The sequence below is a fragment of the Ensifer sp. 38_S197 genome (assembly GCF_056924495.1).
Genome location: NZ_JBXOVZ010000001.1, coordinates 1,823,397 through 1,838,359, shown reverse-complemented (window position 1 = coordinate 1,838,359; position 14,963 = coordinate 1,823,397). Strand labels below are relative to the sequence as shown.

At 63.3% G+C, this 14,963-nt stretch carries 15 protein-coding genes; 9 read left to right on the top strand and 6 right to left on the bottom strand.

Going from position 1 to position 14,963, the window contains the following annotated elements; all coding sequences use genetic code 11:
• Positions 1–52: 52 nt before the first annotated feature.
• The gene (locus AC1Z3V_RS08535; RefSeq protein ID WP_429809560.1) at positions 53–883 is read right to left on the bottom strand and encodes an alpha/beta hydrolase; all 831 of its coding nucleotides are present in this window, start codon (positions 881–883) and stop codon (positions 53–55) included.
• 329 nt (positions 884–1,212) lie between these two features.
• On the opposite strand from AC1Z3V_RS08535, the gene AC1Z3V_RS08530 reads away from it, so the two are divergent.
• The 7 genes from AC1Z3V_RS08530 to AC1Z3V_RS08500 all read left to right on the top strand — a co-directional run bounded on the left by AC1Z3V_RS08530 (position 1,213) and on the right by AC1Z3V_RS08500 (position 8,268).
• Positions 1,213–2,832, top strand: a complete 1,620-nt coding sequence (locus tag AC1Z3V_RS08530) for a benzoate-CoA ligase family protein (protein ID WP_483498311.1) — start codon at positions 1,213–1,215, stop codon at positions 2,830–2,832.
• Positions 2,833–2,836: 4 nt separating this feature from the next.
• The gene (gene kynA, locus AC1Z3V_RS08525) at positions 2,837–3,673 is read left to right on the top strand and encodes a tryptophan 2,3-dioxygenase (protein ID WP_483498310.1); all 837 of its coding nucleotides are present in this window, start codon (positions 2,837–2,839) and stop codon (positions 3,671–3,673) included.
• Positions 3,674–3,716: 43 nt separating this feature from the next.
• A complete protein-coding gene (locus tag AC1Z3V_RS08520; RefSeq protein ID WP_483498309.1) occupies positions 3,717–4,850 on the top strand; it encodes an ABC transporter substrate-binding protein in 1,134 nt (377 codons plus the stop codon).
• A 93-nt stretch (positions 4,851–4,943) separates the two neighbouring features.
• The gene (locus AC1Z3V_RS08515) at positions 4,944–5,864 is read left to right on the top strand and encodes a branched-chain amino acid ABC transporter permease (RefSeq protein ID WP_429809552.1); all 921 of its coding nucleotides are present in this window, start codon (positions 4,944–4,946) and stop codon (positions 5,862–5,864) included.
• A gap of 7 nt (positions 5,865–5,871) precedes the next feature.
• Complete coding sequence (locus AC1Z3V_RS08510) at positions 5,872–6,843, top strand: branched-chain amino acid ABC transporter permease (protein ID WP_483498308.1); 972 nt, start codon at positions 5,872–5,874, stop codon at positions 6,841–6,843.
• On the top strand, positions 6,836–7,585 hold the full coding sequence (locus AC1Z3V_RS08505; RefSeq protein ID WP_483498307.1) for an ABC transporter ATP-binding protein: 750 nt from the start codon (positions 6,836–6,838) through the stop codon (positions 7,583–7,585). Before AC1Z3V_RS08510 ends, AC1Z3V_RS08505 begins: the two co-directional genes overlap by 8 nt.
• Positions 7,582–8,268 carry an ABC transporter ATP-binding protein gene (locus tag AC1Z3V_RS08500; protein ID WP_483498306.1) on the top strand — a complete coding sequence of 229 codons (687 nt, stop codon included), beginning with the start codon at positions 7,582–7,584 and terminating at the stop codon, positions 8,266–8,268. The genes AC1Z3V_RS08505 and AC1Z3V_RS08500 overlap by 4 nt, the downstream gene beginning before the upstream one ends.
• 9 nt (positions 8,269–8,277) lie before the next feature.
• On the opposite strand, the gene AC1Z3V_RS08495 is transcribed toward AC1Z3V_RS08500, so the two are convergent.
• From AC1Z3V_RS08495 to AC1Z3V_RS08475, 5 genes are all read right to left on the bottom strand, one after another.
• A complete protein-coding gene (locus AC1Z3V_RS08495) occupies positions 8,278–9,246 on the bottom strand; it encodes a threonine ammonia-lyase (RefSeq protein ID WP_483498305.1) in 969 nt (322 codons plus the stop codon).
• Positions 9,247–9,358: 112 nt separating this feature from the next.
• Positions 9,359–10,606: a kynureninase gene (gene kynU / locus AC1Z3V_RS08490; protein ID WP_483498304.1), complete on the bottom strand. Its 1,248-nt coding sequence runs from the start codon at positions 10,604–10,606 to the stop codon at positions 9,359–9,361.
• Positions 10,607–10,619: 13 nt separating this feature from the next.
• The gene (locus AC1Z3V_RS08485; protein ID WP_483498303.1) at positions 10,620–11,543 is read right to left on the bottom strand and encodes an ABC transporter permease; all 924 of its coding nucleotides are present in this window, start codon (positions 11,541–11,543) and stop codon (positions 10,620–10,622) included.
• A 5-nt stretch (positions 11,544–11,548) separates the two neighbouring features.
• Positions 11,549–12,328, bottom strand: coding sequence for an ABC transporter ATP-binding protein (locus tag AC1Z3V_RS08480; protein ID WP_483498302.1), 780 nt, complete (start codon positions 12,326–12,328; stop codon positions 11,549–11,551).
• Between the two features lie 64 nt (positions 12,329–12,392).
• The gene (locus AC1Z3V_RS08475; protein WP_483498301.1) at positions 12,393–13,376 is read right to left on the bottom strand and encodes an ABC transporter substrate-binding protein; all 984 of its coding nucleotides are present in this window, start codon (positions 13,374–13,376) and stop codon (positions 12,393–12,395) included.
• Between the two features lie 161 nt (positions 13,377–13,537).
• On the opposite strand from AC1Z3V_RS08475, the gene AC1Z3V_RS08470 reads away from it, so the two are divergent.
• Positions 13,538–14,311 carry a GntR family transcriptional regulator gene (locus AC1Z3V_RS08470; protein ID WP_483498300.1) on the top strand — a complete coding sequence of 258 codons (774 nt, stop codon included), beginning with the start codon at positions 13,538–13,540 and terminating at the stop codon, positions 14,309–14,311.
• A gap of 97 nt (positions 14,312–14,408) precedes the next feature.
• Positions 14,409–14,933: a MarR family winged helix-turn-helix transcriptional regulator gene (locus AC1Z3V_RS08465; RefSeq protein ID WP_483498299.1), complete on the top strand. Its 525-nt coding sequence runs from the start codon at positions 14,409–14,411 to the stop codon at positions 14,931–14,933.
• Positions 14,934–14,963 lie beyond the last annotated feature (30 nt).

Genomic DNA, 14,963 nt, shown 5'->3' with positions numbered 1-14,963 from the left:
GCAGCCCCGTGGATGCGGGCTTCGCGACCATCCCCTTGGTCCGGCGCCGCGCTCACACCGAAAGCAAGGTTCTCGTCAGCGGATGCGCGGCATCGGCAAGGCCATCTATGACGTTGAAGTGATGCCTGTCCGGCTCCACGACGGTCGCCGTGGTCGCCCCGAGACCGGTCCAGATATTGGCGAGCAGCGCATTCTGGCGCAGGAATTCCGCGCGCTCGCCGCCACCGACCCAGCAGGTGATGCGGGCATTTGGCATGGGCCGCAGCAGCGCCGGGCTTTCCGAGAGCGCCTCCGCCTCATCGATCGCCAGCTTCTCGTTCATCCCGGTCGACATCATCGGGCGCAGGTCATGCACACCCGAGATCGAGACGACGTTGCGGATGCGCTCCTGGACATCGGGAGAAAGCGGCGCGGTCGCCGTGATCATCCGGCTGGCGAGATGGCCGCCGGCCGAATGGCCGGTCAGCATCAGCGGGCCCTCGACCAGTTTCGCTGCTTCGCTGATGGCCGCCGCGACCTCCCCGACAATCCCGGCAATGCGGATCTCCGGGCAGAGCGTATAGGACGGCATGGCAACGGCATAGCCATGGGCGACGGCGCCGGCGGCAAGATGCGACCAGAAGCTTTTGTCGAGCTGCAACCAGAATCCACCATGGACAAAAACGACCAGACCCTTCGCCGCCTCATCCGGGAAGAACAGATCCATCCGGTTTCTGGATCGCTCGCCATAGGCAACGTCAAGCTTGGCCAGCCCGGATGCCGAAAGCGCGTTGCGGAATGCCTCGGCAGGCCCCGCCCATGCCTCCGGCCACCGATCGCCCCGCGCAATGTTCACGCCATTGGCATAGGCATCGTTCCAATCGGAAACACGGTGTTCCAGCATCGATGCAATCCTCCCTTCGATGTCTCCCCATGCACTAGAAATCACCCGCCCCGGCGAGAAACGCAATGGCGTCATTGGAAAAAACTTTAGGCTTGAAATAATTTTGGACTGGTGCGATGCTGCCCCATGTTCAGCCGAGAAGTGGAGGTCTCGCTGTGCCCATCACGATCATTGGAGTCGTCGCAGCGACGGCGCAGCCCATCGGCGACGATGCGGCGCAGCCTGCAACCTGTTCGCACGGCAGGGCTCCGCACCACCGCAAGAAATTTAGCCGGCTTTGAAAAATGCCTGCGCAACAGGCAGGAACTGAACAAGGGAACAGCCGCCACATGCTCGGACCGACTTCGCACGTCGATACATTCACACGCGACCATCTGCCGCCACCGGAAGAATGGCCGGAATTCCTTCTCGAAGGCTTCGACTACCCGGACCACCTCAACGCCGCCGTCGAACTGACGGATGCCATGGTCGCCAAGGGTTTTGGCGACCATACCGCGCTGATCGGCAACGGCCGCCACCGAACCTATAAGGAACTGTCCGACTGGACAAACCGGCTCGCCCATGCGCTCGTCGAGAACTACGGCGTAAAGCCAGGACATCGCGTGCTCATCCGCTCCGCCAACAATCCGGCCATGGTTGCCTGCTGGCTGGCGGCGACAAAGGTCGGCGCGGTCGTCGTCAACACCATGCCGATGCTGCGCGCCGGCGAACTGACGAAGATCGTCGACAAGGCGGAGATCGGCGTGGCGCTCTGCGACACGCGCCTGATGGACGAGATGATCGCCTGCGCCAAGGACAGCCGCTTTCTGAAACAGGTCATCGGCTTCGACGGGACCGCGAACCACGACGCCGAACTCGACCGGATCGCGCTCGACAAGTCCGTGGTCTTCGAGGCAGTGCATACCGGGCGCGACGACGTGGCACTGCTCGGCTTCACCTCGGGCACGACAGGTGTCCCGAAAGCAACCATGCATTTCCATCGCGATCTGCTTGCAATCGCCGACGGCTACGCCAGGGAAGTCCTTGGGGTCACGCCCGACGACATCTTCGTCGGCTCGCCGCCGCTCGCCTTCACCTTCGGCCTCGGCGGCCTTGCGATCTTCCCCTTGCGTTTCGGGGCAGCGGCAACGCTGCTCGAGCACGCGACGCCTGCCAACATGGTGGAGATCATCGAAAAATACAAAGCGACGGTCTCGTTTACCGCCCCCACCGCCTATCGGGCAATGATGAAGGCGATGGACGACGGTGCCGACCTCTCTTCCCTGCGCGTGGCGATCTCCGCGGGCGAGACCTTGCCGGGACCCGTCTTCGAGGAATGGACGGCAAAGACCGGCAAGCCGATCCTCGACGGCATCGGCGCGACCGAAATGTTGCACATCTTCATTTCCAACCGTTTCGAGGACCGCAAGGCCGCCTCGACCGGGAAACCCGTCGGCGGCTATGAAGCGCGGATCGTCGACGACGAGATGCGCGAAGTCCCCCGCGGCACGATCGGCAAGCTTGCCGTGCGCGGCCCGACCGGCTGCCGTTATATGTCGGACGCGCGCCAGCGCGACTATGTTCGCGACGGCTGGAACCTCACCGGCGATGCCTTCTACCAGGACGAGGACGGTTTCTTCCATTTCGCCGCCCGGTCAGACGACATGATCATCACCGCCGGCTACAACATCGCCGGCCCGGAGGTCGAGGCCGCCCTGATTTCCCACCCGGAAGTCGCCGAATGTGCCGTCGTCGGCGCGCCCGATGCGGAGCGAGGCCAGATCGTCGAGGCCTATGTCGTGCTGGTATCAGGCGTGTCGGCGGACGACGCGACGATCAAGCGCCTGCAGGACCACGTGAAGGCGACGATCGCGCCCTACAAATATCCGCGATCGGTAAAGTTCCTGGACAGCCTGCCGAAAACAGCCACGGGCAAGATCCAGCGGTTCCGATTGCGGTCGGAGAACTAAAACCATGAGCAAATCATACGACCCTTCGAAAGAAGGCGCCCAGATGTCGTTCAAGGGCCGCATGTCCTACAGCGACTACCTGATGCTGGAGAAAGTGCTCGACGCACAGGAGCCGCTGTCCAAGGCCCATGACGAGATGCTGTTCATCATCCAGCATCAGACATCCGAACTCTGGATGAAGCTCGCGCTGCACGAGATCAACGCCGCGGTCCGTTCGATCCGCGACGACCGGCTGGAACCCGCCTTCAAGATGCTGACGCGGGTCGCGCGCATCTTCGAGCAATTGAACAGCGCCTGGGACGTGTTGCGTACCATGACGCCGAGCGAATACACCACGTTCCGCGAATCGCTCGGCCAATCCTCCGGCTTCCAGTCCTGGCAGTACCGGGCAATCGAGTTCCTTGCCGGCAACCGCAATGTCGCAATGCTAGGGCCGCATGCGCACCGGCCCGACATCATGGAGAAGCTGGAAGCGATCCTCGCCGCGCCGTCACTCTACGACGAAGCGATCCGGCTGCTATCGCGCAACGGCTTCGATGTCGGCGAGGAGGCCGATCGGACCGAGTGGCGCGAAACCCGCACGGAAAGCGACAAGGTCTTTGCTGCCTGGCAGACCGTCTACCGCGATCCCGAGCGCTACTGGATGCTTTACGAGCTCGCCGAGAAGCTGGTCGATTTCGAGGATTACTTCCGCCGCTGGCGCTTCAACCACGTCACAACGGTCGAACGCATCATCGGCATGAAACGTGGAACCGGGGGCACATCCGGCGCGTCCTATCTGAAAAAGATGCTCGAAGTGGAACTCTTCCCTGAGCTCTGGCACGTGCGCACGGGTCTCTGATAGAACACAATTTATAAGGGAACCCCAAAACGAGGAGAACAGCATGAACCGCATTCTGGCAGCGAGCCTTCTTGGCCTCTCGCTTGCGACGTCGAGCCTTGCCGAGCCGGTGAAGATCGGTGTCATCACCACGCTTTCGGGGGGCGGCGCGGGTCTCGGCATCGACATGCGCGATGCCTTCACGCTTGCGATCAAGCAGTCGGGCAACAAGGACGTGGAACTGGTGATCGAGGACGATGCCCAGAAGCCGGAACTTGCGGTGCAGATCGCCGAGAAGATGATCCAGGGCGACAAGGTCGATCTCATGACCGGGATCATCTGGTCGAACCTGGCCATGGCCGTCGTGCCGAACACGGTTGCGCAGGATGTGATCTATCTCTCGCCCAATGCCGGCCCGTCCGCGCTTGCCGGCGCGAACTGCAACCCGAACTATTTCAACGTCGCCTACCAGAACGACAATTTCCACGAGGCGATGGGGCAATACGCCAACAAGGACTACAAGAACGCCTTCATCCTGGCGCCCAACTATCCAGCCGGCAAGGACGCGCTGACTGGCTTCAAGCGCTACTATAAGGGCAGCCTCGCCGGCGAGATCTACACGCAGGTCGGCCAGACGGATTACGCCGCCGAAATCGCCCAGATCCGTGCATCCGGCGCCGATAGTGTCTACTTCTTCCTGCCCGGCGGCATGGGTATCGCCTTCATGAAGCAATATGCCCAGTCGGGCGTGAACATCCCGGTCATGGGCCCCGGCTTCTCCTTCAGCCAAGACGTTCTGCCGGCAATCGGCGATGCCGCGCTTGGCGTCAAGAACTCGGCGACCTGGTCGAAGGACCTCGACAACGAGGCCAACAAGAAGTTCGTCGAAGCCTTCAAGGCCGAGTACAAGCGCCTGCCCTCGATCTATGCGGCGCAAAGCTGGGATACGGCCAACCTGATCCTTGCCGCGCTTTCGAAGGCGAGCGTCAAGGATAAGGACGCCTTCCGCGCGGCACTCAAGGCGGCTGACTTCCAGTCGGTGCGCGGCAAGTTCGTCTTCAACAACAACAACCACCCGATCCAGAACATTTATGTGCGCGAGGTGGTGAAGGAAGCCGATGGTGTGCTGACCAACAAGATCATCGCCACGGCCTTCGAAGATCATAAGGACGCCTACGCCGAGAAGTGCAGCATGTGATGCCAGCACCCGTCGTCGCCCGGATGCACGGCCCTGATGCCGGCATCCGGCCGATGATCCATGTCCTCCCGACATCAAACTTGGACCGGTCTCTTGTTCACCGCACTCCTGATCGAACAACTGCTTAACGGGCTTCAGCTCGGTGTGATGCTGTTTCTGATGGCCGCCGGCCTGACCCTGATTTTCGGCGTCATGGGCCTGATCAACCTTGCCCACGGCTCGCTTTACATGATCGGCGCCTTCGCCTGTGCGACCGTCGCTGCGGCCACCGGCTCCTTCTGGATCGGTCTGATCGCCAGCCTCGCCGCCGCCGCCGGCGTCGGTGCGATCATCGAGGTCGCGGTCATCCGCAGGCTCTACGACCGTGATCATCTCGACCAGGTGCTTGCCACCTTTGCGCTGATCCTGATCTTGTCCGAGGGCGCGCGCTGGCTCTTCGGCTCGTTCCCGCTCTATCTCGACATACCGCCTTTGCTGCAGGGTGCGGTGCCGCTCCCGGGCGGCGGCCAGTACCAGCTTTATCGCCTGGCTATCATCGGTGTCGGCATCGCGGTGGCCGTCGGTCTCTACCTGCTGATATCCAGGACGCGTCTCGGCATGCGCATCCGGGCGGGCGAGTCCGACCGCGAGATGATCGGGGCGCTCGGCGTCGACATCGGCACGCTCTATACGGTCGTCTTCGCGCTTGGCGCAGCACTCGCGGGCCTTGCCGGCGCCCTGGTCGGGGCGCTGCAGTCGGTACAGGTCGGCATGGGCGAGCCGGTGCTGATCCTGGCCTTCGTCGTCATCGTCATCGGCGGCATCGGCTCGATCAAGGGCGCGCTCGTCGGCGCGGTGATCGTCGGCGTCGTCGACACGATGGGCCGCTTCCTGCTTCCCTCGCTGCTGGCGCTCACCATGCCCGCGTCGCAGGCGACGACGATCGGCGCAGCACTCGCCTCGATGCTGATCTATGTGGTCATGGCCCTGATCCTCGCCTTCAGGCCGAGCGGCCTGTTTGCGGCGCAATCGTGAGGTCCCGATGAGCCGCGAAACCACCGTCAACCTGCTGCTCGCCCTTCTGCTTCTCGGCACACCGCTTCTGGCCGCCGGCCTGGGCGAACCGTTCTACGTGACGCTCGCGACCCGCGTCGTCGTGCTGGCGCTCGCCGCCGTCGGCCTTAATCTCGCGCTTGGGCTCGGGGGGCTGCTCTCCTTCGGGCATGCCGCCTTCTTCGGCCTCGGCGGTTACGTCGCCGGCATCCTCGCGACCCACGCCTTCAATGCAGAACCGCTCTTCGCCAACATCCCCGCAACGTCGTCGATGCCGCTCATCTGGATTACGGCGATCGCCGTCGCCGGTCTGATCGCATTGCCGATCGGTGCGATCAGCCTGCGCACCTCAGGCGTCTATTTCATCATGATTACGCTCGCCTTTGCGCAGATGATCTATTATTTCGCGATCTCCTGGCCGGCCTATGGTGGCGAGGATGGTCTCTCAATGTCGATGCGCAATGCCTTTCCCGGTGTCAACACCGCCAAACCCCTGCCCTATTTCCTGATCTGCTACGCGGCGCTGATGGCAGCCCTTCTTCTGTTCCGTGTGGTCGAAGGCTCGCGCTTCGGCAGCGCGCTGCAGGCGGCAAGACAGAACGGAACCCGCCTTGCAGCCGTCGGCATCGCGCCCTTCCATATCCGCCTCGCCGCCTTTGCGGTCTCGGCGATGATCACCGGCTTTGCCGGGGCGCTCTATGCCGATCTCAACCGCTTCGTCGGCCCCTCGATGCTCTCCTGGCACATGTCGGGCGAGCTGATCGTGCTGATCATTCTTGGCGGCAAGGGCCGGTTGTTCGGACCGGTCGCCGGCGCGATGATCTTCGTCTTCTTCGAATATGTGCTCGGCGGCATCACCGAGCGCTGGCAGTTCTTCCTCGGCCTCATCCTGCTCGGCATCGTGCTCTTTGCCCGCGGCGGTCTACTGGGTCTCCTCTCCGGAAAGCCGCGCCATGCCTGAGCCCGTTCTCGAAATCCGCGATCTCCGCAAATCCTTCGGCGCGCTGAAGGCGACCGACGGCGTCAGCCTCGAGCTTCGCCCGGGCCAGATCCACGCGCTGATCGGCCCGAACGGCGCCGGAAAAAGCACGCTGATCAACCAGATCGCCGGCTCGCTGAAAGCCGATAGCGGCACCATCCGCTTTCTCGGCCAGGATATCGGCGGCCTCGACATGGCCGCGCGCGCCCGGCTTGGCCTCGCGCGCAGCTTCCAGATCTCGTCGCTCGCGCAGGAGTTTTCGGCCCTTCGCAATGTCATGCTGGCGGTGCAGGCGCGCGAGGGCAGCAGCTTTCGCTTCTTCCGCCAGGTGACCCGCGACAAGGAGCTGATCGAACCGGCGATGGCCATGCTGGAGCGCGTCGAGCTTGCCGCGCGCGCCCATGTGCCGGCGGCCGAACTCTCGCACGGTGAACGCCGACAACTCGAAATCGCCATCGCGCTGGCGCTGTCGCCCAAGGCGTTTCTCTTCGACGAGCCGATGGCCGGCATGGGACCGGAGGGCTCGAAGCGGTTGATGACGTTCCTCGACGGCTTGCGCCACGAAGCGCCGATGCTGCTGGTGGAACACGATATGGATGCGGTCTTTGCGCTCGCCGACCGGATCTCCGTGCTCGTCTATGGTCGCATCATCGCGTCAGGCACGGTCGATGAGATCCGCAGCGACCCGGAAGTCCGCCGGGCCTATCTGGGAGAAGCCGCGTGAGCCTGCTCGAAATCAAGGGCCTCGAAACTTTTTACGGGGCTTCCCAGGCGCTTTTCGGTGTCAGCCTCGATGTACGGGAGGGCGAGGTGGTCGCGCTCATGGGCCGCAATGGCATGGGCAAGACGACGACGATCAATTCGATCCTTGGCCTCGTGCGCCCACGCTCCGGCGTCATCTCCTTTGCCGGCAAGACGATCTCCGGCCTGCGGCCGCACCGGATCGCAAGACTCGGCCTTGGGCTTGTGCCCGAAGGACGACGCTGCTTTCCCAATCTGACCGTCATGGAAAACCTTGTCGCCACCGCCCGCGGCAAAGGGTGGACCTTCGAGAAAGTGACCGCACTCTTTCCCCGCCTCGGCGAGCGGCGCGACCAATATGCCAATACGCTTTCGGGCGGCGAGCAGCAGATGCTGGCGATCGGCCGTGCCTTGATGACCAATCCCAGCCTGCTCATTCTCGATGAGGCAACCGAAGGGCTGGCGCCGGTCATCCGCCAGGACATCTGGTCGGCGATCCGCACGCTCAAGGCAGCGGGGCAATCGATCCTCGTCGTCGACAAGACGCTTTCGGAACTACTGCCGGTCGCCGACCGCTGCTTCGTCCTGGAAAAAGGTGCGACGGTGTTCGAGGGCGCTCCAGCCGCGCTGACGCCAGAACTTCAGGACTGCTATCTCGGCGTTTGAGCCAGTCGCTCAGGCTGCGGGGATGCCCCCGCCGAGCACGGTGGAATAGGTGATAGCATCGATGTTGCCGCCCGAGATAACGCAGACGATGTTTCCCTTGAGATCCGGCCTGGCGATGGCTGCGGCAAGCGAGGCAGCACCCGCGCCCTCGGCGACGATCTTAGCCTTCTTGAACAATAGCCGCATCGCGTCGCACACATGCCCCGGGCTGACGGCAATCGCACCGTCGATCAGGTCGCGCGCCACCGGCCAAAGCTGCGGCACCAGCGACGGCGCGCCGATGCTCTTGATGAAGGACGGTCGGGTTTCGATCGTCACGATTTGGCCAGCGGCAAGGGCCGCCGAAACCGGGGCGGCGCTGTCATCCTCGACCGCAAAGACCCGGCAACCGTCAGAAGCGGTCTTGACGGCGCTTGCAATCCCCGTGGTCATGCTGCCACCGCCAAAGGGGGTGAGCACCACGTCAACATCGGGCAGATCCTCGGTGATTTCCATGCCGATGGAAGCGTTGCCGGCAAGCACGGCCTGATCAGTCACTGGATTGATCAGCAGTTCCGGTGCATCCGGCCGGTCCGCGCCGGTGATATAGTCCCACCACGTCTCTTGGGTGACGAAGCGCACCTCGCCGCCAAGCGCGCGCACGCCGTCGACCTTGGTCTGCGGCGCGCCGCGATACATGTAGGCAACCATGGGCACGCCGACGAGCCGTGCCGCCCAAGCCATGCCATAGGCCATGTTGCCGGAACTGGTGACCGCCACGCCCTGCCGCAGATCGACCGGATCGCGCGACAAGACTGCATTCAGCGCCGGGCGAAGCTTGAAGGCGCCAATCGGAGACAGCGTCTCCAGTTTCAAGAAGATCTGCCGGTCGGGAAATCCGAGGTCGAGCCTGACCAGCGGCGTGCGCTCAAAGTGCGGCGCAATACGCTTGCGGGCTTCGGCGATTTCATCCGGGGTCGGACGGTATGGCGCGATCATTGCTTAAGTCCCCCGTTCGCCGTCCTCTCACCTTCTGCACAGTGACCCTGAACCAGTCCGCTGCTGGGCGGCGACCTTAGTCTGCGTCTGAACAGTTCGTCAGCGCCATCAATCAGGTCACGGCTGCACGGACCGCGAAACGCGCATCCTGCCATGCACCGGTGCTGAGGATCTCTTCCAGAATCTCAACCGCCTGCCAGACGTCGGCATAGCTCACATAGAGCGGCGTGAAGCCGAAGCGCATCGTGGTGGGCGCGCGGAAATCGCCGATGACGTCACGGGCAATCAGCGCCTGCATGATCTCGTAAGCGTGAGGGTGGCTGAACGACACCTGGCTGCCGCGCTTGACGCCGTCGCGCGGGCTTTCGAGCTCCAGCCCATAAGCACCGCATTTCGCCTCGACCAACGCGATGAAGAGGTCCGTGAGGCGGATGCTCTTCTCGCGCAGCGCCTTCATGTCGACCTCGTCCCAGACGTCGAGCGCGCCCTTCAGCGCCCGCAGCGACAGGATCGGCTGCGTGCCGCAGAGGAAACGTCGAATGCCCTCGCCAGCGGCATAATGCTTTTCGAAGGCGAAGGGTCGGGCGTGGCCCCACCAGCCGCTGAGCGGCTGGTGGATATCGCTGTGATGCCGGGCGGCGGCGTAGATGAAGGCAGGGGCTCCGGGGCCGCCGTTCAGATACTTGTAGGTGCAACCGACGGCGAAATCGACATTGGCGCCGTCGAGATCGACCGGCAGGGCGCCGGCCGTATGGCAGAGATCCCAAATGACTAGCGCGCCGTGTTCGTGCGCCTTGCGGGTCAACACCGCCATGTCACGCAATTCACCAGACTTGTAGTTCACATGGTTGACCAGAACGACGGCGACGCTGCCGTCGATCAGGTCCTCGATCTCGGGCGCATCGACCCCTTCGAGCCTGAGAGAAGCACCGGGGCGCGTCGAGACCACTCCTTCGGCCATGTAGAGATCGGTCGGGAAACTGCCGCCCTCGCTGACGATCACCGACCGGTCGGGCCGCAGGGCCATCGCCGCATGCAGCGCCTTGTAGATGTTGATCGACGTCGTGTCGCAAACGACCGTCTGGCCGGCGGACGCCCCGATCAGCCGCCCGACCCGATCGCCGAGCGCAAGCGGCATGTCGAACCAGCCGGCGGTATTCCAGCTACGGATGAGGTCCTGCCCCCATTCCACGGTCGCGGCCTTCTGAAGCTCGTCGAAGGCGGCAGTCGAGGCAACGCCGAGCGAATTGCCGTCGAGATAGATGAGACCCGGCGGCAGGATGAAACGCTCACGCATCGCCTTAAGCACGTCGGCCGCATCCATGGCCTTTATCGCGGCAAGATCAGGAACTGCATTCATGAAGGGATCCTCATTATTCGCGAACGGTTTCGCGGGCGGGTGCGGGCCCGCGGCTTCGCTTGAGGCTCGGAAGAGCCAGCATGGCCAGAACGAACAGGCCGGTCGCAAGTTTCAGGTCCGGCGGCGGCATGCCGGCCGCCAGGCAGAAGGAGACGAGCTGGTAGTAGACGATCGCGCCGACAAAGGGGGCTGCGAGCTGGCGCAGCACATTTTGCTTGCCGACGATCGCCTCGCCGATCATGAGCGCCGCAAGGCCGTTGATCAGGATGCCGAGCCCCATGTTGACGTCGGCAAAGCCCTGCGACTGCACCATCAGCGCGCCGCCTGCAGCCGAAAACGCGCCTGCAAGACCGACACCGCCGATCGTCGCCAGCCAGACATTGATGCCTTGCGCTTCGGCCATATCGGGATTGGCGCCGACGGCGCGCACGGCCGTGCCCTTCTCCGTCCGGAAGAAGTGATAGAGCAGGAAGAAGACGATGAGCGCGATCAGCCCGGCGACGACGATCTTGCTTGCCGGAAAGCCCGGCTGCAGCCCCGGCGCCCAGTCGAACACCGTCGACGCGCCGAAGACCGAAAGGTTCGATCGGCCCATGATCCTGAGATTGATCGAATAGAGCATCGTCATCATCAGGATGCCGGCAAGCAGCGTGTGGATCCGGAACCGCAGATGAATGAAGGCCGTGCAGCAGCCGGCGACGAAGCCGGCGACGAGCGCGATGGCGATTGCGGCAAGCGGCGACATGCCGGCCGCCATCAGCACGCCGCAGACGCAGCCGCCGAGCGGGAACGCGCCCTCGCTGGTGAGATCAGGAAAGCTCAGCATGCGGAACGGGATCATGATCCCGAGCACGACGAAGGCGAGGATCAGGCTCTGCGCCAGCGTCACGGGAACGAGCGAGATGAAGCTCGCGAGGGTGTTTTGAAGAATATCCATGATCGTCAGCTCGCCAGGAACATGCGGTCGGTTTTGACGGAGAAATGGCCGATCAGGTCTGGCACCGTCGTCTGGGCCTTGTCCTTGCCGTCGATTTCGAGACGCACGCGCCCGGCATCAAGCATGATGACCTTGTGGCCAAAGTCCACCGCGTGCTGCATGTTGTGCGTCACCATCAGCGTCGTCAGCTTCAAGGCCTCGACCGCACGGATCGTCGCCTGCATGACGATATCGGCGGTGCGTGGATCAAGGGCCGCGGTGTGCTCGTCGAGCAGCAGCAACTCTGGCTCACCGCCGACCGCCATGATCAGCGACAGCGATTGCCGCTGGCCGCCGGAGAGCAACTCCACCCGCGTGTCGAGACGGCTTTCGAGGCCGAGCCCGAGCAGCGACAGGCGCTCCTTGTAAGTGGCAAGCCGCGTAGGGTTCAGCCCGCGGCGCAGGGTCCGCTTGTTGCTGCGCAGTTCGGCAAGCAGCATGTTTTCCGCCACCGTCATGCTGGCGGCGGTGCCGCGCATCGGGTCCTGGAAGACGCGGGCAAGCCGCATCGCGCGCTTGTGCACGGGCGTTGCGGTCACGTCGTCGCCATTGATGACGATCTGGCCGCTATCGAGCACCAATGCACCCGAGATGGCATTGAGCATGCTGCTCTTGCCGGCGCCGTTCGAGCCGATGACGACTCCGAATTCGCCTGTCTTGAGATGCAGGTCCAGGCCGTCCAGCGCGACCTTTTCGTCCGCCTGCCCCTTGTAGAAAACCTTGCGGGCCGATCTGATTTCCAGCATTGGCTCCCCCTAATGATCGAGTGACGGCGCCCTTAACGCCGTCACTGTTGAGACCAACTGGAAATCAGTCGACGACGCAGTTGCACTCGGTGGCGAGCGCTGCCGGCACCTCGATGCCGAAGGCCGCCGCCGCCTTCTTCGAGATCAGCGGTGCGTGATCTTCATAGGCCGGGCGCGACGGCGCAATCGTCTTCGGGTCCGTACCCTTGAGGATCTGGGCGGCAATCTTGCCGGCGTTGACGCCGACCTGCTCGTAGTTGACCGCAAAGCTTGCCGGCACGACGCCATCGCGGACGGCGCCGTCATCGGAATTGACGATCGGGATCTGCGCCTGGCGTGCGGCCGCCGAAACGGCGCCGATCGCCGGTTGCAGCAGGTTCGATGCAGGCGTGTAGATCACATCAGCCTTGCCGGCGAAGGAGGCGATGCGCTGCTGGATGTCATTGACGTTGTCGACGCCGACCTCCACGACCTCGAAGCCGGCGGCAGGGGCTGCTTCCTTGATCTTGTCGAGCAGCGCGGTGTCGTTCGCTTCACCCGGGTTGTACGGCACGCCGAAGCGCTTGGCGTCCGGCAGGAGCTTACGGGTAAAGGCCATCACGGCGGCCACGTCCTGAAGGTCCGTCGCGCCGGTCATCCCTTCGTCACCCGCCTCCCAGGATGGAACGAGCTTCGCGGCAACCGGATCGGTAACGGCCGAAAAGACGACCGGAATACCGGAACCGGCAAGCGCCTTCTTGGCGATCTGCGAGACGGGCGTGGTGATCGTATAGACCAGCTTCGGCTGTTCGGCCTGCAGCTTGGCAATCATCTGCGGCACGAGCGAAGCGTCGAAGTTGGTGTGGCTCTCGGTATAGACCACATCCTTGCCTTCGACGAAGCCGTTCTCGGCCAGCGCCTTCTTGAAACCGGCGATCGACGCGTTCAATTGCGGATGTTCACCGAAATTGGCGATACCGATGCGGATCGGATCGGCGGCGGCGATGCTCATTCCCCATGCCATTGCGCCGGCGACGACCAACCCCGAAAGCCAAGTGCTCTTGCTCATACATCCCTCCCAGAACTTGACGAGCGTTACCGCCCTCCTCGGCGGCGTGCGTGGATGATGGCGAGGGTCGGAGGTCTTGTCAAACAAATATATATATTTTCACGATTGAAGTGGAACTATATATATTTGTATCGATCCGACGCGGGCGCTAAGGGAACGGGATGCAGGAGCACGAACAGTCGACCAAAACCGAATCGGCCTACCGGTTGCTACGCCGCGACATTCTGGCAACGCGGCTGAAGCCCGGTGCGCCGATGAAATTGAGCGCGCTGCGCGAGAGCTATGGGATCGGCTGGACGCCTCTGCGCGAGGCGCTGTCGCGTTTGGAGGCAGAGGGCCTTGTCACCGCGATCAGCAATCGCGGCTTCGCCGTCGCACCAGTGTCACGCGAGGAGCTGGATGATCTCACCCGCGCGCGCCTCGCGGTGGAAATACCGCTGTTGATCGAGTCGATCGAGAACGGTGACGGCGCATGGGAATCCGCCGTCGTCACGGCGCACTATCGGCTGTCCCGCTGCAAGGTCTCCATCGAGCACTTCTCCGAAAGCGAGGTCGACGAGTGGGACGAAAAGCACGCCGGTTTCCATGCGGCGCTGATCAGCGCGGCGCGATCGAACTGGCTCGCGCGCTTCCAGGCGACGATCTCCGACCAGCTTCGGCGCCACCATCGTTTCTTAAGCCTTGCCCCGACGATGAGGGCTGCCGCCGGCATGAGCGAGGGCTATGAGGAGGCCGTCGCAGCCTTGCAGGACGCCATGGCGATCACGCATCACACCGAGCTCATGGAGGCGGCACTCGATCGCGACATCGAGCGCGCCAAGGTGCTGATGGCCGACCACATCGGCTTTACCGTCAATGTCTATGTTCAATCCGAAGATGGCGGGCGCGCCTCGGCTTCCACGCGACAGACGACGCCGGGGCTTGCGTCCCAATGACGACCCATGACAGCCTGTCCAAGAGCCGCAAACGCCTTTAAAAGCAAAAGCAGGAAGAGCCTGCCGATTTGCGCAGGGTTAGAAGCGGACATTGGGAATGATGGGTGAAGACAAGTTCGACACTTCGCCGGAATGGGTGGATGGCGAGACCAAGGCGCTCGAGGCTCCGGGCGATCACCGCGCCGAGCTGAGACTCTGGCTGCGCCTGCTGACCTGCTCGACGCTGGTCGAGAGCGAGATCCGCCGCAGGCTCCGGGAAGAATTCGACTCGACCCTGCCACGCTTCGACCTGATGGCCCAGCTCGAACGCGCGCCCGACGGCATGGTGCTTGGCGAAGTCTCGAAGCGCATGATGGTTTCGCCCGGCAACATCACGGTTCTGGTAGAGCGCTTGACCGAGAGCGGCCACATCAGCCGCACGACGCTTCCGACGGATCGGCGCGTGCAAGTCATCGCGCTGACACCCTTCGGCCGTGCCGAATTCGAGAAGATGGCAGCAACGCATGCCGATTGGATCTCCGAACTGTTTGCGGGTGTTTCACCGCAGGACAGCACCGTGCTGATGGACGAGCTTGCCAAGCTCAAGCGGTCCATTATCGCCGCACTGGCGCGCAATAGCTGAGGCGCTCGCTTTTCCTTCCCCCTCGAGAAC